This window comes from Aphanizomenon sp. CS-733/32 (genome assembly GCF_028330045.1).
Taxonomy (GTDB): Bacteria; Cyanobacteriota; Cyanobacteriia; order Cyanobacteriales; family Nostocaceae; genus Dolichospermum; species Dolichospermum gracile.
In genome coordinates this window covers 1-22162 of sequence record NZ_JAQMSE010000019.1, presented here as the reverse complement: position 1 = coordinate 22162, position 22162 = coordinate 1, and the positions used below count along the sequence as shown (strand labels likewise).

General features: G+C 36.2%; 22 protein-coding genes and 1 pseudogene. 10 read left to right on the top strand and 13 right to left on the bottom strand.

Annotation, left to right across the window (positions count from 1 at the left end):
• Positions 1 to 297: 297 nt before the first annotated feature.
• The 3 genes from PN471_RS01335 to PN471_RS01325 form a co-directional block, all read right to left on the bottom strand.
• Positions 298 to 816: a DUF29 family protein gene (locus PN471_RS01335; protein ID WP_271775351.1), complete on the bottom strand. Its 519-nt coding sequence runs from the start codon at positions 814 to 816 to the stop codon at positions 298 to 300.
• A gap of 214 nt (positions 817 to 1030) precedes the next feature.
• On the bottom strand, positions 1031 to 1231 hold the full coding sequence (locus PN471_RS01330; RefSeq protein ID WP_271775350.1) for a type II toxin-antitoxin system HicB family antitoxin: 201 nt from the start codon (positions 1229 to 1231) through the stop codon (positions 1031 to 1033).
• A gap of 805 nt (positions 1232 to 2036) precedes the next feature.
• Positions 2037 to 2711 carry a GUN4 domain-containing protein gene (locus tag PN471_RS01325; protein WP_271775349.1) on the bottom strand — a complete coding sequence of 225 codons (675 nt, stop codon included), beginning with the start codon at positions 2709 to 2711 and terminating at the stop codon, positions 2037 to 2039.
• A 224-nt stretch (positions 2712 to 2935) separates the two neighbouring features.
• Between PN471_RS01325 and PN471_RS01320 the strand changes: the two genes are divergently transcribed.
• The 5 genes from PN471_RS01320 (at position 2936) to PN471_RS01300 (ending at position 8605) form a co-directional block, all read left to right on the top strand.
• Positions 2936 to 4555, top strand: a complete 1620-nt coding sequence (locus PN471_RS01320) for an RluA family pseudouridine synthase (protein WP_271775348.1) — start codon at positions 2936 to 2938, stop codon at positions 4553 to 4555.
• Between the two features lie 119 nt (positions 4556 to 4674).
• Complete coding sequence (locus PN471_RS01315) at positions 4675 to 5256, top strand: TetR/AcrR family transcriptional regulator (protein ID WP_271775347.1); 582 nt, start codon at positions 4675 to 4677, stop codon at positions 5254 to 5256.
• A gap of 57 nt (positions 5257 to 5313) precedes the next feature.
• Positions 5314 to 6603, top strand: a complete 1290-nt coding sequence (locus PN471_RS01310) for an ABC exporter membrane fusion protein (protein ID WP_271775346.1) — start codon at positions 5314 to 5316, stop codon at positions 6601 to 6603.
• A gap of 32 nt (positions 6604 to 6635) precedes the next feature.
• The gene (gene devC, locus PN471_RS01305) at positions 6636 to 7817 is read left to right on the top strand and encodes an ABC transporter permease DevC (RefSeq protein WP_193892800.1); all 1182 of its coding nucleotides are present in this window, start codon (positions 6636 to 6638) and stop codon (positions 7815 to 7817) included.
• Positions 7818 to 7855: 38 nt separating this feature from the next.
• Positions 7856 to 8605, top strand: coding sequence for a DevA family ABC transporter ATP-binding protein (locus tag PN471_RS01300; protein WP_271775345.1), 750 nt, complete (start codon positions 7856 to 7858; stop codon positions 8603 to 8605).
• On the opposite strand, the gene PN471_RS01295 is transcribed toward PN471_RS01300, so the two are convergent.
• Together PN471_RS01295 and PN471_RS01290 are read right to left on the bottom strand one after the other, a co-directional pair.
• Positions 8545 to 8898 carry a hypothetical protein gene (locus tag PN471_RS01295; protein WP_271775344.1) on the bottom strand — a complete coding sequence of 118 codons (354 nt, stop codon included), beginning with the start codon at positions 8896 to 8898 and terminating at the stop codon, positions 8545 to 8547. The two genes, PN471_RS01300 and PN471_RS01295, sit on opposite strands and share 61 nt — an antisense overlap.
• The gene (locus PN471_RS01290) at positions 8898 to 10001 is read right to left on the bottom strand and encodes an AAA family ATPase (protein WP_271775343.1); all 1104 of its coding nucleotides are present in this window, start codon (positions 9999 to 10001) and stop codon (positions 8898 to 8900) included. Before PN471_RS01290 ends, PN471_RS01295 begins: the two co-directional genes overlap by 1 nt.
• A gap of 282 nt (positions 10002 to 10283) precedes the next feature.
• Between PN471_RS01290 and PN471_RS01285 the strand changes: the two genes are divergently transcribed.
• Positions 10284 to 10811 (top strand): single-stranded DNA-binding protein, encoded by a 528-nt coding sequence (locus tag PN471_RS01285; RefSeq protein WP_271775363.1) that lies wholly within the window; start codon positions 10284 to 10286, stop codon positions 10809 to 10811.
• Between the two features lie 47 nt (positions 10812 to 10858).
• Here PN471_RS01285 and PN471_RS01280 read toward each other — a convergent pair whose 3' ends face one another.
• From PN471_RS01280 to PN471_RS01255, 6 genes are all read right to left on the bottom strand, one after another.
• Positions 10859 to 11737 (bottom strand): NAD(P)-dependent oxidoreductase, encoded by an 879-nt coding sequence (locus tag PN471_RS01280; RefSeq protein ID WP_193892808.1) that lies wholly within the window; start codon positions 11735 to 11737, stop codon positions 10859 to 10861.
• Between the two features lie 460 nt (positions 11738 to 12197).
• Positions 12198 to 13397 (bottom strand): class I SAM-dependent methyltransferase, encoded by a 1200-nt coding sequence (locus PN471_RS01275; protein ID WP_271775342.1) that lies wholly within the window; start codon positions 13395 to 13397, stop codon positions 12198 to 12200.
• Between the two features lie 185 nt (positions 13398 to 13582).
• Positions 13583 to 14146, bottom strand: a complete 564-nt coding sequence (locus tag PN471_RS01270; protein ID WP_271775341.1) for a Uma2 family endonuclease — start codon at positions 14144 to 14146, stop codon at positions 13583 to 13585.
• A 145-nt stretch (positions 14147 to 14291) separates the two neighbouring features.
• Complete coding sequence (locus tag PN471_RS01265) at positions 14292 to 14696, bottom strand: type II toxin-antitoxin system VapC family toxin (protein ID WP_271775340.1); 405 nt, start codon at positions 14694 to 14696, stop codon at positions 14292 to 14294.
• The gene (locus PN471_RS01260; protein WP_271775339.1) at positions 14686 to 14901 is read right to left on the bottom strand and encodes a hypothetical protein; all 216 of its coding nucleotides are present in this window, start codon (positions 14899 to 14901) and stop codon (positions 14686 to 14688) included. The genes PN471_RS01265 and PN471_RS01260 overlap by 11 nt, the downstream gene beginning before the upstream one ends.
• Positions 14902 to 15371: 470 nt before the next feature.
• Positions 15372 to 16679 (bottom strand): serine/threonine-protein kinase, encoded by a 1308-nt coding sequence (locus PN471_RS01255; protein WP_271775338.1) that lies wholly within the window; start codon positions 16677 to 16679, stop codon positions 15372 to 15374.
• A gap of 365 nt (positions 16680 to 17044) precedes the next feature.
• Between PN471_RS01255 and PN471_RS01250 the strand changes: the two genes are divergently transcribed.
• The 3 genes from PN471_RS01250 (at position 17045) to PN471_RS01240 (ending at position 20245) form a co-directional block, all read left to right on the top strand.
• A complete protein-coding gene (locus PN471_RS01250; protein ID WP_271775337.1) occupies positions 17045 to 17536 on the top strand; it encodes a DUF29 family protein in 492 nt (163 codons plus the stop codon).
• 147 nt (positions 17537 to 17683) lie between these two features.
• On the top strand, positions 17684 to 19849 hold the full coding sequence (gene topA / locus PN471_RS01245; RefSeq protein WP_271775336.1) for a type I DNA topoisomerase: 2166 nt from the start codon (positions 17684 to 17686) through the stop codon (positions 19847 to 19849).
• 132 nt (positions 19850 to 19981) lie between these two features.
• Entirely contained in the window at positions 19982 to 20245 is a 264-nt protein-coding gene (locus tag PN471_RS01240) for a hypothetical protein (protein WP_271775335.1), read from the top strand.
• Here the strand turns inward: PN471_RS01240 and PN471_RS01235 are convergent.
• Both PN471_RS01235 and PN471_RS01230 read right to left on the bottom strand, forming a co-directional pair.
• Positions 20234 to 20776, bottom strand: coding sequence for a GAF domain-containing protein (locus PN471_RS01235; RefSeq protein ID WP_271775334.1), 543 nt, complete (start codon positions 20774 to 20776; stop codon positions 20234 to 20236). The two genes, PN471_RS01240 and PN471_RS01235, sit on opposite strands and share 12 nt — an antisense overlap.
• Before the next feature lie 158 nt (positions 20777 to 20934).
• A complete protein-coding gene (locus tag PN471_RS01230) occupies positions 20935 to 21735 on the bottom strand; it encodes a type 1 glutamine amidotransferase (protein WP_442867119.1) in 801 nt (266 codons plus the stop codon).
• A 259-nt stretch (positions 21736 to 21994) separates the two neighbouring features.
• Between PN471_RS01230 and PN471_RS01225 the strand changes: the two are divergent.
• Positions 21995 to 22162 (top strand): annotated as a pseudogene (locus PN471_RS01225) (transposase); the annotation flags it as partial.

The window sequence follows — 22162 nt, the reverse complement described above, 5'->3', positions numbered from 1 at the left end:
TCTAGTCTGACTTAGCTGATTCTTACAGTCACAAAAGGCATAAAGTTAATTTAACTGGCATATTTTAAGGTTTAGTTATTGTTCTTTGATGACTTGTGATCATTAAAGGTTGTTTAAAAGGTATAAATTTATATATCTATGGGCGACGGTCAGTCGCGGCTACACAGACAAAACCCATCTTCATGGGTTGAAAACCTTAATTTTTCGTTAGTCCACACAGGTAGACTTTGTTTGTGTACTAGAGTTCGCGTCAGCGTGCCGGAGGCATCTTTATAATCGCCGGAAACTTTTCAAACATTACTTTTTCCCTAGCTTCCAATCTTCACCACCAGTTAAATTACCTAAATAATCATCAATAATATCTGGTAATTCTCTCACTTGATAATTATAAGTAAAGTTAATTAACTCGGTTGCAGTTAATATTAATTGTGGTTTGTTTAACATTTGGGAAAGTTGCTGACGCTTAAATTTTCCATTCATTATTTCTAAACTAGCATCAGCTATGGCTAATTCAATTTCATCTTCTAACCAACTATCCCATTCATCTTGATTGATATAATAGGATTTTTTATTTTCTTTGAGATTTATTTTTTTAATTTCTACCAATGAATTGCGAATAGAAGCAACCCAGGAATTAGTTAATCGGTTTTCTATTTGGTTTTTAATTAAATGAATTAACAAAATTCTCAAAAATGCTTGAATATTTCGTAATATGGCTTGTTTACTCATCCCCTCTAATTCATCAACAATAGCTAAAGCATCGCTGTAACGTTTTTCTACAATACTGTTTCTGAGGTCTATTAATTCTTGAGTCATATTGATTACCTCAACTTAGAAATTTACTAATCTCAAAAAAGAAAAATTAAGAGTTTTGCAGCATTTTTAGAATATGTTTCGCTAAATTATCATTAATTTCTCGATGTCTAGGAATTGGTTGTGAAACTTTTGTGAGAGGACTTACCACCATGTCTGATAAAAATACAACCAATTTCTTCTAATCCTTTAATTAAATCTCTTCTTTTGACAATAATTATAACTCGGCAATTTTTCTAATAGCAGTAATATTATTACTAGAAAATTCCTGATATAAATCCAATAAATTCTCCTGGAGTTCTTCTAAGGAATTTCCTTGAGTCCAATAATCAGGATATTCTTCTAAGTAACCGATAAACATATCTTCCTCTTGCCAATAAATATATTTTTTTATATTTTTTTTAGTGATTGTTCCCATGATCATCTCAACCTATAAGTAAAAGCTTGATCTAATTATATCAGATTTTTTCAAAAATTAAACATTTGAAAACATGGATAACATACACAGCATTATCTATTTTTATATAGGACTCCTATTTGATTTTTGATAGCTTGCGTGGCGTAGCCATACAAGACTCAGTAGGTATCAATCCTGTCTTTTCTGTTCTCAGTTAAGAGTTCCCTGACCACACAAGTAAATTCACAGAATCAAACCGGATTCCTATAGCATAAATAGTGCGGTATGTATCGGTTTGATAATTGCTGCGAATTTCAAATACTCACTTAGGCTAGAGATGGCTTATTTGCTTGGCTTTCATACCCACTTCCTGCGGTGCTAGTTGATGGTTATTTTCAGTTAATGGAAATAACCAACTTTTAACTTTGTGGATAGATAATTACCCCAAAAAGCCAGCGAGTAGTAGTGGTAATAGTATCAAAGCAGACCCAATTAAAACCAGGGTGGCTGGATCAATTTTAATGTGGTTCTTTTGTGGATTACGCATTTAGTGAAGTTCCGAAAAATAGTTATTTTAACGTGAGTTCGACATAACGATAATTTGTGGAAAACTCACCCCACGTAGGAGTCTCAAGCCCTTATTCTCTCGTTGAAAAAATCATAACTCCGTTCGCGTAGCGTCTCCGAAGGAGAAACTCCGAACTCACGTTATTTTAGCACAATTTGAATTCAATAATTATCCGAGCAAAATTAATTCAAGATTTTTAGAAAAAACAAAAATATCTGTATTTTTTATCTGTTCCCCATCCCCAATATATCACTTATTTTATTTACAATCATTTATGCGAATAAATATCTTGTGATAACAGCCTACTGCTTGTCCAAACCAAAGCCTATCTAAATTTCCCACACAAGCTTTTCCCAAAGACGTTCCTACAGGTTTAGGTAAATATCCTATGGGGGTATCTGTAGATAATTGGAAATGAGATTCTATATTGGTTATATTTTCTGGTTTCCATCCCACTTTTTGACGAAATTTTTCATCTATTTTATCATCAAAATTAATTTGACCATTATTTTCTTGTTTCCAGATTTTAGTTTGGACACTAAAACCAAATCTATTTTCACTAGCATTTAACCACAAATTGTCTATATTCTGTAAAGCTTCACAAGGAAAATTTTCAATGGCTCTGGTACTTAACCAATTATTATTTTCTCTATTAGTGATTTTCAACATTACTGATTGTGTTTCTTTAGCAGCAGCTTCCCAATTCTTAGCTTGTAAATATTGACTCAATTGAGTATAATTATCTTGTCTATGCTGAGGATGCCAATAAATCCAATCTTGAATTTGATAGGATGAGAAAAAAGATAACAATGGAATGCAGCATATTATGATTAATATCGAATATCTAGTTATAAAAGCAATTAATTTATGAATTTTTTGGTAATAGCGTTGATTGTTTGTTAGTATAGCCAGAAACTGGGAAATTTTTTTCATATCCTCATCTACAAATAAATATATGAGGAAAAATGGTAAACACAAAAATACCAAAGTGATGATAAAATTCCCAACTGGATTATTAGTGAGTTCTGGTGTGAGAATAATTAGAGGTATTGTAAAATATACTAACGTCCATACTAAAAAAAGCTTGCAAATTAAAACAATCAACTTCAACAAAAATTTATTAACTATCAAATATCTCATCATACTCTATATATTTTATGATTTACCTGCATCCGCTTTCAGATTTTATCTCATCTAATTTGATCATTACTTCGGCACAGCCTAACTATTACTATGAAGGAAAATGTCCCCAAACAGGGGAAATACTCAGATTACCCCGTACCCCTTTAGCCGAAGCTATAGCTAATAGTCTTATGCAACAACTTGAGCAAAATCATCTTTATTCCCAGGAGGAAAAAATGTATGGTATTTTGTTGGTTGAATTACCCAATGGTGAACAAAGAGTTATTAAAGCATTTTCTGGTTTATTAAATGGTAATAGTATGGTTCAAGGTTGGGTTTCACCAATTCCTGGTAGAGAAGAAGTGGCTTTATTAGAAACTCAGACCTTAGCCAAGTTAGAAGCCATTAAACAAGAAATTATTAGCCTTGAGAAACTTTCAGAAAGAGAAGAATATAAAACTCTATCTGCTGAATATACTGAACAGTTACAGGCTCTTAGTTTACACCATTATCATAGCAAACTACAACGACAGACACAACGTCAAGAATTTTGGCAAACTCTCACGGATGAATCTCTAAAAATTGCGCTGGAACAATTGGCAGCAGAAAGTCGTCTACAAGGAATTGAACGTCGCAATCTTAAACGTCGTCAAAATGAAATTTTACAGCCTTTACAGAAAATCATCACATCAGCAGATCAGAAAATTGCCGCACTAAAACAACAGCGTAAACAATTATCCCGACAGTTACAAACAGAAATGCACGCTGCTTATAGCTTAACTAATTTTCAAGGACAATCTTTATCTCTACAGCAATTATTACCAGCAGGAACACCAACTGGAACAGGAGAATGTTGCGCTCCTAAATTATTACATTATGCAGCTACTCATCAACTAAAACCTTTGGCAATGGCTGAATTTTGGTGGGGTGATTCTCCTGTGGAGGATAAAATTTCGGGAGAATTTTATGGTGCTTGTTTGGAAAGATGTCAACCATTAATGGGATTTTTATTGTCAGGATTAAAGCCAAATCATGTAGAAATAATTTATGAAGATGAATGGTTAATTGCTGTCAATAAATCATCAGGATTATTATCTGTTCCTGGGCGTTATTTTCATAATCAAGATAGTGTAATTAGTCGTTTACGTTATTTATATCATCAAGAAATAATTGCGGGACATCGCTTAGATCAAGATACTTCGGGAATTTTATTAATTGCTAAAGATGCAGTTACTTATTCTCAAATCAGCAAACAATTCCAAAAAAGACAAGTATCTAAAGTTTATGAAGCTTTACTTGCAGGTGTTCTCAATATTCAGGAAGGTGAAATTAATTTACCTTTGTGGGGAAATCCTGACAATCGCCCTTATCAAGAAGTAAATTTAGCACAGGGTAAACCTAGTTTAACTCGCTTTCGCGTGATAAATAGGGGAGGAAATTATACTCGTGTGGAATTTATACCCATTACCGGACGTACCCATCAATTACGGGTTCATGCTGCGGATAAGAGGGGACTGGGAATGAGTATTTTGGGTGATAAACTCTATGGTTATCATCAGGATATTGGGAGATTATATCTGCACGCAAGGGAGTTGAGGTTTCAGCATCCTCATGTCAATAAAATCTTGCATTTACAAGTAAAAACACCATTTTAATTAGGAAATATAATTTGTCAAAAGATATTGACAAATACTTTAGACTTATTTTATTATTTTAATATAACAAACGTTCAATATAAAATCCATGATCCCCCTGGTGAAGAGCAAGCCATGTTATGCCAAAAATTGTTGACCACGAACAATACCGCAAAGAATTACTCAGTCAATGTTTTGATTTATTCGCGGCAAAAGGCTATGCAGCTATTACTATGCGGCAGATTTCTGCGGGTTTAAAGGTTTCCACAGGTACGCTGTATCATTATTTTCCCAACAAACAAGCTTTGTTTGAGCAATTGGTGGAAGAAATTAGTCAGCAGGATGTCATTACAGCTTTAACAGAATTTGGAGGAAAAAAAACCTTATCAGAATTGATGGAAACTTTAGGTCAATACCTTGTTAAAAATGAGGATTATTTAATTAAATGGACTTATTTATGGGTTGATTTTTGTCAACATCAAGACTCAAAAATCATGCTAAATAATAGCACTGTTTTCAAACGTGCTAATCAACGATGTCAGCAGGTAGCCTGTGAGTTATTAGGTGTTCGAGATGTCGGATTAGCATCTTTTGTTTTGAGTTTTGTGAATGGTGTTGTTTTAGAGAAATTGTGGGGTAATGAGAATATTGATTTTCCCGAACAGTGTAAGCTTTTAGGAGAAATGATCACGGCATATTTACAGCAAAAAGTCCAGAGTTAAATTAATAATTAACAGCCATAAATACCGATAAATTTATTTTGTGATGAGGTAGTGAAAATGAGTTACAAACTGTCGTTTAAATCCCCAAGTCCAGGTTTGATTGGTTTAATGCTTGCGGCTACTGCGATTCCATTAGGAATTGTCATTTATGGAGTTTCTCATTTTGGACAATTGGGTAAAACTTCTGTCACAGAATCAAAACCAATTGTCCCTGCTCCTCAAGCAGTCACCGCTTTAGGTAGACTAGAACCAGAAACAGAAATAATTAAGTTATCTGCACCTTTAGGACTGGATGGCGATCGCATTGCCGCAGTCTTAGTTAAAGAAGGTGATCATGTTAAATTAGGACAAGTAATTGCTATCTTACAAACCCGTGATCTCTTAAAAAATGCTGTTATTCAAAGCACGAAACAAGTCAAAGTTGCTAAAGCCAAACTTGCACAAATTAAAGCTGGGGCTAAATTAGGAGAAATTCAAGAACAGTCAGCAATTGTTGAACGAATTAAAGCCCAATATGCAGGAGACAGACAAGCCCAAGAGGAAAATATTGCTCGCATATCAGCCCAATGGGAAGGTGATAGAATTGCCCAAACAGCAACTATTAATAAACTCACCGCCGAACTTAAAAATGCCGAATCAGAATATAAACGCTATGAAAAGTTATTTGCGGAAGGGGCAGTTTCTAATTCTGTAATTGATAGTAAACGTTTAAATGTAGAAACTGCTAAACAGACATTAAGTGAGTCCCAAGCTATTCTCAATCGGATTAATACTACAGCTAATAAACAATTAGCCGAAGCCAAAGTTGCCCTCAATCGCATTAACAATACTAGCAATAAACAAATTAGGGAAACTCAAGCTAAACTGAATAGTATTGCCGAAGTTCGTCCTGTAGATGTGCAGTTGGCGCAAACAGAAATTGAGAGTGCGATCGCTAATCTTAACCGGGCAAAAACCGAACTAGAAGCAGCTTATATTCGCGCCCCTATGGCGGGACAAATTATCAAAATTCATACCCGCGTCGGTGAAAAAATTGGTGATCAGGGAATTGCTGACTTTGCCCAAACTAACAAAATGATGGCAGTAGCAGAAGTTTATCAAACCGATATTAGTAAAGTCAAATTAGGACAAAAAGCCATCATCACCAGTCAAGGATTTCCAGGAAAATTACAAGGTACAGTCCAGCAAATTGGCTTACAAGTCAACCGTCAGAATGTTTTTAGTGATCAACCAGGAGAAAATTTAGATAGTCGCATTGTCGAAGTAAAAATTCGCCTAACTCCTGAAGATAGTAAAAAAGTTTCTGGCTTAACTAACTTACAAGTACAAACAGCAATTAAATTGTAATTTATTTCCTGTCAAGGTGCATAAAAAAACTCATGATTAATAAAATGTTTCGGAAAACCCCCCTAGCTTGGCGACAGTTAATGAAGGAAAAAACGCGGCTATTGGTTGCAGTGGCCGGAATTACTTTCGCGGATATGTTGATATTTATTCAGATGGGTTTTGAAAGTGCATTATTTGATGCTGCTATTCAACCTCATCGCAATTTACAAGCAGATTTAGTATTAATAAATCCTCAATTTCAAACCCTATTTTCAGTCAAAAGCTTTTCTAGAGAAAGACTTTATCAAGCATTAAGTTATAACGGTGTAAAATCAGTTAGTTCTATTTACATTAGTACAGGACAATGGCGCAATCCTCAAACTAAAATGGATCGATCTATTTTAGTTTGGGGTGTAGATCCGGCTACACCTGGTTTAAAGTTTCCTGAACTTCAAGCCAAAAAAGATAATCTTAAACAATTGAATCAAGTTATATTTGATGAAGCCAGTCGTCCAGAATATGGAGAAATTGGCAAGATTTTCCGAGAAACTGGCAAGTTTAACGCCGAATTAAGCGGAAAGAATGTCAGTGTTAAGGGTTTATTTCAAAATGGTGCTTCTTTTGCTGCGGATGGAAATGTAGTAGTTAGTGATTCTACTTTTTTGCAGTTATTTTCTACTCGCAAAGCTGATCAAATTGAAGTTGGATTAATTACTCTTCAACCCGGTGCTGATATTGAAAAAGTCAAAGCACAACTACAAATAGGACTAAATCCAGATCCTCAAAATCCCTTTGTTGAAGTTGGTACTCCCGAAACATTTGCCCAAAAGGAAAAAACTTATTGGGCTACTGGTACAGGGATTGGTTTCATTTTTAGTTTGGGTGTAATCGTCGGTTTTATTGTTGGTATTGTCATCGTTTATCAAGTTCTTTATTCCGACGTTTCCGATCATTTACCAGAATACGCTACTCTCAAAGCAATGGGTTACACTGATAATTATCTCTTGCGAGTTTTATTACAAGAAGCATTGTTCTTAGCTGCATTGGGTTATTTACCTGCATTTTTCCTATCTTTTGGGTTATATCAAGTCACCTTTGCCGCAACTCTTTTACCAATATCTATGAAGGTAGATCGGGCAATTAATGTTTTTATCTTAACGGTAATTATGTGTACTGTTTCTGGCGCAATAGCGATGCGAAAACTCCGTTCTGCTGATCCTGCGGATATTTTTTAACCTAACAATTTTTATATCTCATGCAAAGGTAAGGAACTATGTCATTGGAAGTTACAACTATTGCTTCTGAAGTTATTTCTAGTTCAGAAACAGTTATTTCCGTTAGTAATCTCAATCATTATTTTGGTAAAGGTGCGCTACAAAAACAAGTATTATTTGACATTAATTTAGAGATTAAGGCTGGTGAAATTGTGATTATGACCGGTCCTTCGGGTTCAGGTAAAACTACCCTATTATCATTAATGGGGGGTTTACGTTCTGCCCAAAATGGCAGTTTACAAATATTAGGACAGGAAATGTCCGGTGCAAAAAAAGCACAATTAACTAAATTACGTCGCCAAATTGGTTATATTTTTCAAGCACATAATTTGATGAGTTTTTTAACAGCCAAAGAAAATGTGCGGATGTCTTTGGAGTTACATGAACATCATCTCAATGGCGATATTAATGCTAAAGCTACAGCAATGTTAGAACACGTTGGTTTAGGAGAACGGGTTAATTACTATCCAGAGAATTTATCCGGTGGACAAAAACAACGGGTGGCGATCGCCCGCGCTTTAGTTAGTCATCCAAAAATAGTCTTAGCAGATGAACCCACAGCTTCATTAGATAAACAATCGGGACGTGATGTGGTGGAATTAATGCAAATGTTAGCAAAAGAACAAAACTGTACCATCTTATTAGTCACCCATGATAACCGGATTCTGGATATAGCTGATCGGATTATTTACATGGAAGATGGACAATTGAAAAGTGATGGAATAGATATGGGAGTCAAAGTAAATTGACACTTATTTATGATGAATAATAACACAGCCTCAATTTCAATATTGAAGCCATAAATTCGCAAGAAATGAGAATTGATAAATATTCCAGAACGGTTATTTCTCTGTCTACGATACTCTACAACTTCTTTTGCATATTTTTCCCTGACAAACTGTTCTCCTGCACCTTTAGGACAAATTTCGGTGCGGAAATTTCTATCTAAGGTAAAACCGCGCTTTTGCAAAAAATGCATAGCAAAAACTTCTTGTTGTTTATCCTCACACAAAATTACAATCTGCACTCTCCGCTGGCTCATTATAACCATCCCCGTGCAATCAGTTCTGAAATCTTTAATCCTGAATCATCAGCTTCTTCGTTACTAATTTTTCTGACTCGTACAGGTGCATTACTTTGACGTTCAAACCAATAACCAATTGGTGACGCTAAAAGATAATTAATACATTCGGGATGATGTGAAATTAGTAAGGCTTGTAACTTTCCTTCATCACAAAAATCATATAGCTGTCTTAACCAAGGTTGAATTTCTGGAAGTGCTAAAAAGTTTTCTGGTTCATCAATACAAAGTGTATAATCTTCTGATTTCATACAGTAAATTAGTGTATATAATATTATTAGTGCTTTTTGACCATCTGATAATGCACCTAAATGATAATCAATAGTATTTTTATCTTCTGAATCTGATGTGAACTTTAATTTCAAACCAACATATTTTTTTCCTATTTGCTCAAACTTAAAACTAATAAAACCATCTAAAACTTCTTTTAAAACATTTATTAATTCAGCAACTTTCCCTTGATCTTGTGAAATGTATTTATACCAAGAAACGAAATTTTCAGCTTTAGAACCTAGATATTTTGTTTCTGCACCCCCACTGTTTATTAAAATAGGAACAATTTGTACAATAATTATTTTCTCTATCCGTTTTGTAAACCAGAATAGTTTTTTATTGTCATTTCTTGGTAATAAAGAGGATAATATAGATTCAGATGGAAGAAATGAATATTTTGATGCTTCTGAATAATCATCTCGAAAAAGTTGTACATCGCCCTTTTCATATTTTAGTAAAGGATGTCCATTGAACCATAATCTTTCATACGCCACAGAGACTTGATCTCGATTAGCTTCAACTACAAGTTCATATTTATAGTTACCATCATTACCATCTATTTCTAATTCAAAACGTTGAGTTGGTGAAGTTTGCCAGCAAGTAAAATCAAAATAATCAAAAATAGACTCTAATTTTGATTCACCTAATATAAAATTTTGAATTTTCCGCAAGGCTTCAAAAATAGTTGATTTACCTGAACCATTACCACCAAGAAATAAGTTAATTGAGTCAACATTAAGCTCAAAATTTACCAAGCAGCGAAAATTATCAATATAAATACGCTTTAACATAAAACTTTTTCTCCTAACCAAACACTATAATACAATGTCTATTACGATCATTACATAAATTAAATTAATCATACAAATCACAGTCCAGACCGCAAAATAGTACAATTGCACTATACAGACAAAACATAATACTCATTCTGGTCAAGTGTAAGATAGAGAAACAATGATTGCCTACGGTACGCTATGCGAACAGTATCATCATTGTTTTAACTAATTATGGTTGACTTTTCTCGTGAGGTGAAATTCACCGTGAGAAAAAGTATTAAAAATCAGGAGCAGACGATGAACAGTTGTATTTTGATGGCAGAAATTTACGATAATCCCCAACTGCGCCACACACCAGATGGGTTAGAAGTTACAGAAATGATTGTTCATGTAGCGGGAGCAAAACCAGAAGATCCAACGCATCCTTTAAAAGTCGTAGGGTGGGGAAATTTAGCAAAAGAGATTCACCAAAGTTATCATCAGGGCGATCGCGTCATTATTGAAGGGCGCTTAGGCATGAATACAATTGATCGCCCCGAAGGATTTAAGGAAAAACGCGCAGAATTAACAGTCCAAAAGATTCACGCCATCGGACAAGGTGCTTATACCAGTTCACCAGCAGCAGCCACGAGAACTACACCAGTCTATGAAACCCCTGTAGCGCCACCAACCTACAGCCCTACTAATTATGAATCAAACTATCCTACATCCGCCCCAATGCCCCAGGTAACAGCCCCTCAGCCGACATACCAACCCACCCCTGTGCAGTCTCCATCCCCTGTAGGAGTTACGCCAGAACCCGATCCAGATGACATCCCATTTTAGTCATCACCTTTGTAGAGGCGTTACATTGAACGTCTCTACATTCTTTGTTAACCTCCACTGACTTCACCCCATTCCCGAATTGCTGGAAATACCGATGAATAATCATCCTCTGGATAGGACATTTTCATAGTTGCGTGTAAGATTTGCCTTACACCCTCAATACTGTTGAGATTTAAACCCAAGGATTTCGCTTCTGAGATAAATAAATCTATTTCTTTGATCAGTTGTTTTGTCGGCAAGTTGGCGTTATTGTAATTGCCATCTAACATCCGCCGCAAATTTTGATCAAAAGTAGGCGCGTAAAGTTTACTTTCGCGTAGAACCTGCATAAACAAATCAACATCAATGCCTTGCAACTGGATATATGCCAAACTCAGAGCAAAGCTAGTTGTCAGAGAAGCAATCAGTTGATTAAGTGCCAAGGTGAGATTAGAAGCAGAACCCACAGCGCCTATATATACAGGATTTTCTCCAAAATGTTGGAGTAACTTTAAATGCCGTTGATACTGTTCTTCCTCTCCACCGACCATGACAATTAATTTGCCAGTTTTAGCTTCGGGAATACTACCCAGGACGGGAGCTTCTATATATTCACCCCCAGCCGCAACTACTGTATCTCTGATTTCTTGGCTTTCTAAGGGATTAATCGTCCCCATTTGAATGATGCTGCGTCCTGATAAAGTATGCCAAGAAGTATCCGTCAGAAGTACATGATAAATAGCTGCGGCGTTAGAAAGCATTAGCACTATACAGTCAGCAGCGCGAATTGCTTCGCGGGGTTTGGTCACAATTTGCACCCCTGCTGCCCGTAGCGGTTCTAATTTTTCTGGGGTGCGATTATAGGCAATTAGCTCTATATCGGCAGCTAATAACCTTTGAGCCATCGGTAGTCCCATCAATCCAGTTCCCAGAAATGCCACCTTCATGTTTTACGTTCCTTTGTCAGTGGTCAGTTGTTAGTAGAAGAAGTCAGGAGTCAGGAGTCAGGAGAAAGAAAAGTGAAAAAGTCCTTTCCGTTTCCTCTTCCTTTTTCTTTCTCTTTCCTCTTATGACTTTTGACTTTTGACTGCCGCGAAGCGGTACTAGCCTCCTGCGGCAAAAGTCACCATAATGATTATGGAAAGTAATAGTCCGGGGGAAAGTAGAGTTACTAGCACTAACAGATCATGAGCAGTCATAATTATGCCTCTTGAGTAGATTTTTGACTTGAATATAGCAACAGACAAGGTGGTTAGGATATCAATTGATCATGAAAATCAGACGACAAAAGGGACTACTGTTTCTTTCTCCTGACTCCTGACTCCTGCTATATCATCTCTGTTATGCTAGAGCAAACAAGGCTAATACAGGATTGTTAAAGAGATTTTTAAGCTTTCTCTTTGATCTCTACTCTGGTACGACTAATCCCTGGAGTGGTTGTGATGCTTGTTTTTCCGTTAGTCCCTGGCTTTGGACTAAAACGCCAAAATTGCCCAATCCCCCTGGGTTAATTAGTTGGTGTAATCTCTCCCGTTGTTGTAGCAACTGTGATATTGGTTGCTGTCCAGAGGAGAGTGCAGCTAACCTTTCACCTATTCCCAATGCCATTAAAAATAAACCTTGCTGCGTCCAACCAACTTGTTTGAGTCCGCACCGTTCACCCCAAGATGATAAGGCTGTAAAGTCAACGTGGGCAGTGATATCTTGTTGCCCAATATTGATATAAGGATTATCATGATGACGATGCTGGTAGTAGCACTGGAGAGTTCCCTGCGATCGCCTGGGGTTATAATAACGATGAGCAGGGTAGCCATAATCAATTGTTAGCACATACCCCCGTTCCAAGCAGTCTGCCACTATACCCAACCAGTTCAAAGCTGCTAAATTAATTTCACTACGATAGCCATTTTCATAAGTATTTTGGCTTAAATCAATGCCTACTAACTTAAAATATTCTCCTAATTGTGGTGTTGATGGTTCTCCTATTACTTCCATAAATAGAGGATCACGGATGATCTGGATTTCACTGATTTCACGGTTTAATTCGGCAAGGGTGACGTAAATTTCCCGCAATTCTCCTGCTGCTAAAATAAATTGGTGGACTGGAAAAGCATCTACTAATTCATTGGAAAAGAAGCAGCCGTTAATAGATTTGGAGGGAATTCCCTCCAAATTACACCAATTAACAGCAAAATCTTGTAACCGTTGTTGTTGTTGTTGTTTTAAACTTTGTGATTTTTCAACAATAATATATTTGACTGCACCAAAAAAATCTGGGTATTCTTGCTGTATATAATTGAGTATATGGGATGCTAATATACCTTGTCCTGCTCCCATTTCTACCAAATCAAAATGTATAGGTTGATCTAAAATCTCCCACATTTGGTGAAATTGCTTTGCTAGTAATTCCCCAAAGTCAGCACCTAAACTGGCAGATGTGAAAAAATCACTACCGCGAAAGCCGATTTTGATAGCATCACTAGAATAATAGCCATATTCTGGATGATATAACACCATCTCCATGTATTGGGCAAAAGTAATTCTTTTTTGAGGGCTGGTGATGATACGATGGGTTATAGCTTGACACAGTGGGGAGTGGGAATCCATAAAATTTCTAGGAAAGAGAGAACAGCAAAAAAAGAACAGCAAAAAATTTGTGTAATTAATTCTATATAAAAATACTTGCATCTAACAAATTAAATTCAGTTAATATCCTGTAAATCCTTAAATCCTGGATATCCTGATATGGCTTGCGCCACGCTTGGCTATCAGACAAAGAATATGTTAAAGATTTATTCATTTAGCCAACTAAAAAGTCCACCCACAGTAAGATTAAATGATTCTGCAAAAGCTGGAACAGGTAAACTATCTGTCTCTAATTCAAATAATAGAATCCGTTGATCAGCAAAATACACAAAAACTAATTTTTCTGCGGGGTCAATTAGCCAACCCATTTGAGTACCATGACTAAGACAATGGAGGATATTCCGAACAACTTTAGTTTGACTTTGTTCAGGAGAAAGTATTTCAATTGTCCAGTCAGGAGGGATAGCAAAGGTGTTAGCAACTTCACCATTTTCATCGCGGGGAATGCGTTCCCATGTAAAGACGGCAATATCAGGTACAATGGATCTACCGCCAAAGGTACAGCGTAACTCAGAGTATGCGCGGGCTATGCGCTGGGGTTCGAGAATGATATTAGCCGCCGAGACAAAATCGCTTTGAACTGTGCTATGTTTTCCTTGAGGCATGGGTTTTTGAATGATTTCACCGTTAATAAATTCGCTTGCCGGTTTGGTTTCTGGCAATTTGAGAAATTCGTCAAGGGTTAGGGTTTTGATAGGGGTTTGAACCATTACTGTTTCGGGTTTGTGGATTATTAATATTGTATCGTTTTTTAATTGTCAGAATCAGGATATCCAGGACTTGGGTATTTACAGGATGTTGGTTTTAATCTTTTCCCATTTCTAACACACACTGCACACTACAAACCAAACTGCTCTATTTTACTAACGAAAATCCAGCTTGCTGAAAATGATGATCAAAACTTAAAGCATGAGTAATATTTTTATTTCTCATAATTACAAAAGAAATGCAGTCAACTAAACCCCATTCTTTATCTTGAAAGTTCTTGTACAAATCAAATCCTTGGTGAAATAAATCTGGAGTAACATGGATGATTTCTACTGTTTCTGCATTTAATAAATATTCTATTAATTGAGTTGCTTGTTGTTTATAATTACGACTTAAACCATTAGCTATTTCTAAGAGAATTGCATCAGAAGTGACTAAAAATGAATCATCATAATAATCTGCTAACTCATTAGCTGTTTGATGATATTGATCTCTTTCATTAATTAGAGCAATAATAAATGAAGTATCTAAAAAATAACAATTATTGCTCATCTGATTCTTGCTGGTATAAATATTTATCAAAATTCACGGAAAAGTCTGTAGGTCCTTGAATTTTTATCTGTTTTAGCTGAGATAAAATTCCCTTTTTAGTGCTATTCTTCTTATTTGTAAAATCTTTAATTAGTTGATAAAGTTCATTAAGCTCTTGTTCTGGTATTTTGTCAATCTCTGCTTGGATAAGTTCTTTAGTGGTCATAACTTTTACTTCCTGCTGGTAATTTACTATATTATACCCTATCCATCTTGAAAACTTGAGTTTTCGCCTTAGAAAAAACTATAGGTTTCAACTTGGACGGGGTTTATATCAGAATCAGGATTTAAGGATTTACAGGATTTTGATTTTATTTGTGGTGTACTAATATTTTAATTTGTCTGATAGCGAAGCGTGGCGCAAGCCATATCAGGATGTCCAGGATTATAGGATTTTCAGGATGTTTTTTGATGAGGGTGTGTGGGTATTTTGGGATTTTCAAGATGTTTTTTGATTATTGTCTTTAAATGATTATAAACAATCTAAAAATTACCATCCTGTAAATCCTTTAATCCTGGTTATCCTGATTCAGGCAAATACAACTTTCATCACCAACAAACCATCTAAAAATTACCATCCTGTACATCCTTTAATCCTGGTTATCCTGATTCAGACTTAATAATTTTCTGTAACTTTTAAATGTTACACTTTACAAGTCTCGACGCGAGAGAAGACATCCCCGAATATCCCCTTAACCCATTAAAATATGTAAAACCTGGGAGGTGGCCTTCTGGTGCTTTTATATCATAAAATAGATCCTTGTAGTACAACCGGTCGCCTCCTTTTATCCATCCTACCTTGTCCCCGAACTTACACCAAATATCTGAATTATATGCTCTAGTTCCACCTAAACCTTGATAAATCTGTTTCTGAACAGAAAACCCAAATCTACCATTACTGTATTTTACCCACAATTGGTCAATAGTTCGCAGGTCTACACAGGGAAAATTATCAATATGTTCATCATCTAACCAATATTCCTTTTCCCGTTTCGCAACCGCTAACATCACCCTATCTGTTTCATCATCTGCTTCCTTCCATTTTCCTGCTTTGAGTAAATCACGCAGTTTACTATAATCCATTCCTACATATGATTTTAATTCTAACTCATTACCATTATTCCCACTACTTAAACCAGGAAATAAACCCACCCATTCCTGCATACTTTGGGGACGGTTTTTAGGTTCTAATTCTAAACCTTGAATAATCGCTTGATTTAACCTATCACTAATCCTTGAATTTATCCTTTTTGGTTCTATTAAATCATTATTTAACATCTTCCTAGCTAAAGAAGGTCTGGGAGTATCTCCAGTCACCAAATAAAACAAAGAAGCAGCTAAAGTATAAACATCTATAGTTGCTGATTTCTCAGTTTCTAACATTTGTTCCCAAGGTGCAAAAGCTAGATTAGCAGCTTGATTAATACTTTGACTATTGACATTTCCTGCTAAACCAAAATCTATTAAAACTACAGTATTGCTATTTTCTCGTAAAATCATATTACCAGGATGTGCGTCCCGGTGAATAATGCCATTTTCATGACAAAGAGATAAAGCATCAGCAATTTGTTTAATATAATCAATAGCAATTGATTCTGAGAAAATTCCTTCTTCTCTTACTAAATGATATAAATTTTCACCCTTAACAAAATCCATCACCAAACATGGTAAATTATCCTCTTCAAAAAAGTCTATAATTCTGACAATATTCGGATGGTGATTTTGAGATATTTTGGCTAATGTTCTTCCTTCCTTGCGAAAACCTTCCACATATTTAGGATAATTAGCATCTCTACACAAACGACTATTAGGAGTCTTAATAACAACGGGAAAATTCAAATCTTGATGTTTAGCTTTATAAGTAACACCAAACCCTCCTTCTCCAATTTCTGTTTCTACGACATATTGGGGACGTTGTTTTAATGGCTTTCCTGGTTGCAGCATATTTATAACAGAAAAAATACGTATCTTTGAGATTCACGTTATCATAGAATGTATATTTTAGTCAATTTCTCTCTTTGTTACGATACAAAGGATTTAGTAGTAATTAAGCACAAATCATCTCAGTGCTATATCTTACATCAGATATAATCTGATTCTGTAAATCCTTAATTATGAAATTTTGATATAATTCTAGTAGTGAGAATAGACTATTAAATAGGCTATTAAGTAGGTTAGCGTTAAAAATTATCGTTATGGGAAGGCAAGAGGCAAGAATGAGGAAGTTCTCAGCGATTCTACTTTTCTTCACACATTTTGATTTTCCTCTGCCCACCTACTTATGTAAATAATACTGGAGGTTAATGAAAATGACTCAAGAATTAATAGACCTCAGAAATAGCATTTTACAAGGAAATTATACAGATGCTTTAGTGATTGTAGATGAATTAGAAGGAATGAGTAAACAAGCAATATTGAGAAATATAGAATCGTATTTAAAGATTTTACTAATTCACTTGATTAAAAATAAAATAGAACAGGGATTAACGAATTCTTGGATGGCTTCTATTCGTAATTCGATTAGGGAAATTCAAAAAATTAATCTTAAAGAAAATAAAAGATCCTATTATGTAAATGAAGATGAATGGGAAAATTTAATTCAGGAAGAAGTAATTGAGGATGCGATCGCTGATGCTAGTCTAGAAATAATGAATGGTAAATACACTCGTTCTCAATTATCGAAAATTCTAGATAGAAAAGAAATAATTACCAAAGCTATTACATTTTTATCCCTAACTTATACTTATTCAGCAAAGGAATTACCAGCTATTATGGATGATTATCTGAATGATTGTAAATAGGTGGGCAGAGGAAAACTAAAATATGTGAGGAAAAATAAGATCGCTCAGTAACCAGATATCCTGATTCAGACAATTCAAATTCCCAACTTCTTGTAAAAATCTTGCCATCTATTTTATCCTAGATAAAGCATCTCAAAAACAAGTTCCATGCCCAAACGTCTCCTAGTTGTTGAATCTCCCGGAAAAGTCAAAAAACTGAGTCAAATTCTCGGTGCAGATTGGATTGTTCGCGCTAGTTGTGGACATATCCGCGAACTCAGTAATGAGGGTGATGATTCACTAGGATTTACAATGGATGGTAATACTGTTCGCTGTAATTATGTTCCCCGTGACCAACGGGCCAAGGAAACGATTCAACAATTAAAAGCGGCTGTTAGACAGGTTGATGAGGTGGTTTTAGCTACAGACCCAGACAGAGAAGGAGAAACCATTGCTTGGCATCTTCAAGAAACCTTAGGATTAAGAGACCCCAAACGGGTAGTTTATACTGAGATTACACCATCAGCGGTGCGAAATGCGATCGCTCACCCCAGAAAACTTGACACTAACTTAATCGGTGCCGGATTATGTCGAGATTGTCTGGATAAACTGGTAGGTTATAAAGGTAGTCCCCTAGTTTGGGCATTAAATAACGGCGCAAAAAGCGTAGGTAGAGTTCAAAGCGCCACATTACACCTAATATGTCAGCGCGAAAGAGAAATTCTGGCTTTTGTTCCCCAAGATTACTGGAGTGTGTGGGTAGATTATCAAGAAGGATTCCGAGCTTTTTACAAAGGTACAACAAATACTGAGAAAGAAACACCAGAACCAGAAACGGAAACTCATGATGATGCAGCTAGTAACAACCCAGAAAAACCGGAATCTAAGCGCGTTCTCTCAGAAGCAGAAGCAAACAGACTAGTTGAAGAGGCAAAACTTCATCCTCATCAAATTATTCACCTCGAAGGGAAACTGGTTTATCGTCAACCCCCTCCACCATTTACCACCTCCACCCTCCAACAAGCTGCCGGTTCAAAGTTGAAATTTTCCCCTGACAAAACTATGCAGGTGGCGCAAAAGCTATATGAGGCAGGGTTAATTACATATATGCGAACAGATTCAGTCATGTTGAGTCCTGAATTTTGTGCGAGCGCTCGTCAATGGTTGGAACAAAATGACCCGGAGAATGTGCCTCAGCACGTAGCAAAACAGCGTAGTAATAAAACAGCGCAGGAAGCACATGAGGCTATTCGTCCTACAGATGTTTTTCGTCCCTCGGTGCAATTACGGGCAGAATTACCTGAAGATGAGTTTAACCTATATGTGATGATTTGGAAAAGAGCGATCGCTTCCCAATGTCGTCCGGCACAACTTCGTAAAACTTTGGTAATTACGAAATCAGGTAATATTTTATGGCAAGCTAGAGGGCAGGTTGTGGAATTTTACGGTTATGCAAAATATTGGCTTAATCTGAGCAAAGATGCCGTTTTACCCTTATTGCAACAGGGACAAAAACTGAATTTAGCCAAAGCCGGACATGACCAAAAACAAACCCAACCACCACCAAGATATAGCGAACCCAAACTTGTACAATTAATGGAACGCAAAGGAATTGGTCGTCCTAGTACCTATGCCCCGACAATTGCTACTTTGAGAAAACGCAATTATCTGGATTTGAAAAAAGATAATCTTCAACCTACAAATTTGGGTTTAGAAGTTGATGAATTTCTACAAAAGGCTTTACCAGATTTATTAGAAGCCGAATTTACCGCTAAAATGGAGGATGCCCTAGATGCAATTTCTGAAGGCAAGAACTCTTGGCAACATTACCTAACTACTTGGCATCAAAGTTATTTTGTTCCTGCACTTTCCAAAGCTAAAACTGTGGTTATTAATTCATCAACTACCGCTAAAAATAATAATTTTGGTGAGCGTAAATATGAAACTTCTAAAACTCGTTGTCCTGATTGCAAGAACTATTTAGCTAAAATTCCCAGCAGTAAAGTTAAAAAGAAATACTTTCTTAAATGTGTGAGTGGTTGCGAAAACATTGTCCTATTTTGGAGTGATTTTAGCAAGAAGTGGGAAGCACCAAAAACTAAACCATCTACAAATGAAAATGCTCCCAAACCTTCTGCAAAAATTACTGCATATCCTTGTCCTGTATGCAAGAAACCTTTGGAGGAATACAGTTATATTAAAGATGGGCAAAATAAAACTATGTTGCGGTGTTCTGGTCAGGATTCATGGAAGGATACAAAACATAAGGATGTGGCTTATTTTCATACTGCAAAAGGATGGTGGAGTCCTAAACTTGGGAATTTGAATGTCTAAATCAGGATTCCCCGGATTTAAGGATGTACAGAGCGATTTTCCAGGAACCTCTACGGATACTCAAATTAGAGATGCGTTAGAAACTATTAAAGACATCAAGACAAGTTTGAGAAATAAAGGAGTATCGCTGTAATGAATGCTGCTCAACTACTCAAAGAAGCAAAAAAGCTCGGAGAAATACAAACCATATTTAGATTTCCTTACGTTCATATTATCTATCTGTCTCCCAAGTTTCAAAATATTGATGATGAAGAACGTGAAATATCTTTTGCTCAGGATATTAATATAAGTGTGGCAGAACTAAGGACTACACTCCTTAATTCCCTGCTATCATTAAGACTTCTTACCTCAGAGGGTATTCGATTTGAATACAATTACAATTTATTAACTTTCTAAAATATTAGAGTCTGTTGCTAAGGTTAGCGCTCCTGTTTGCATCAGTTCAATATCTGCTAATGTCCAATTACGGGGATGCTGACAATGATGCGCTACTAATAGTCCCCATAATCCTCGCGGTATGAGAATTGGGACTACTAAATTGGCACGAACTTGCATACTCCGAAGAAAATCACGGTGACAATCCTGAATTGGTTCTAATTCTATATCAGCGATCGCTCTGATTCGTCCTTCTAAGTACAAAGCAGCATATTCATGGTTAAAACAATCCCTTGGTCCGGTAAAACCAAGAATCGAATATTCATCAGCACTCAATGATTCAAATGTTACCTGCCCGTGCCATTGTTCATAGAAATAATACAACACTACACGATTAGCCTGAAGTGATTCTCTCAGGTGATTTGTTGTTTGTCGCACTAATTCATCGCGTTCTATTCTGCTCACAAGGCGATCAAGTAATTTTTGTAAACCCTCATCACAATAATGATGATTTGAGCGATTTTCAAATTCTGGGGAAGAAGGAAGTTGCACAGATTTAAAATAATGACTAATTAAACAATTTCGGATTTCTATAGTAACTTATCAGACATTGTACAGGAAATTATTCTTATTTGATAAAGAAATAATGTAGTTTATGAATCTGGTAATTGGTAATTGGGAAGAATGTTTTACCCATTACCCATTACCCATTACCTAACTCCAGTTACAGTGGGCAAATTAACTTTTAAGCGTTTCAATATCGCTTCCCGTCCTTGCATTGCCAAAGTGTCTTCTAAAGGTGAAAGTTTGATTTCTTGCTGATATTTCAACTTTAACGCAGTTTGAATTAACCAATCGGCTACTATTGGATTTTTTGGTAATAATGGCCCGTGAGAATAGGTAGCGATCGCATTTTGATAAAACGCGCCTTCTGTTCCATCTTCTCCATTATTCCCCAAACCATACACCACACGCCCCAAAGCTTCCACTTTCCCTAATGTAGTTCTGCCGCCATGATTTTCAAACCCGACTAAATAAGGTTTTGTCCCTATCATTGCTTCTATTTCCTGTGCTAACCGGGAAGCTGTTACTTCTATCACCAAATTGCCAATACATCTTTTAGTATTTTCACCAGGATGAATAGAAACTAAATCTAAGATTCCTAAACCTTCAATTCTTTGTCCAAAGGCTGGTTCATAATAATTTCCCAGCAGTTGGGGAGAACCGCAGGTAAAAACTCCCGGCGTGCCATCTTCGATTTTATCACGCATGGCCTCAGCTTTTGCCCCTTGCAAATCCCTCATGACAATTTCTTGCTGACGATCCTGTGCGCCCCCACCAACAATCACATCTACTGATTTTATATCCTCTGCAGTAGAATCTTGGTCTAAGGGTAAAACAATGACATTATATCCCCGCCATTGAGCGCGACGTTGGATAGTGATCACATTTCCGCGATCGCCGTAGGTACTCATCAACTTCGGATATAGCCAACCAATAATAATTTCCATCGGTTTATAACTTATAAAACCTTTACTATAACCCACATTCCGCAGATGTGACTTAGATTATTGGGATTTTTGAAAAATTCCAGCCAGCAAAATTTTATCTACCTAATTTTTCTGGTTGAGTTTAACTTTATTTGCCAAAAAATAGAACATATTAAGAGGGTGTTTGAAAAGTTAGAAGTTGAGTAAAAAAAGCTCTCAGGGTATAATCTGTAAATACTGCCAAAGTGTAAAAAGTGCAGCAATGGTTACGGAAGAAGTGGGTTATGATGCAGGCAAAAAAATCAAAGGACGCAAGCGATTTATGACTGTTGATACCTTGGGATTGGTACTACGAGTGTTGGTTACCTCCGCTAAGATGCCAGAGCGAGCAGGGGCTAAACAAGCACTCAAGCGTGTCAAAGATATGGCCACTCAGGTTTCTCGATTG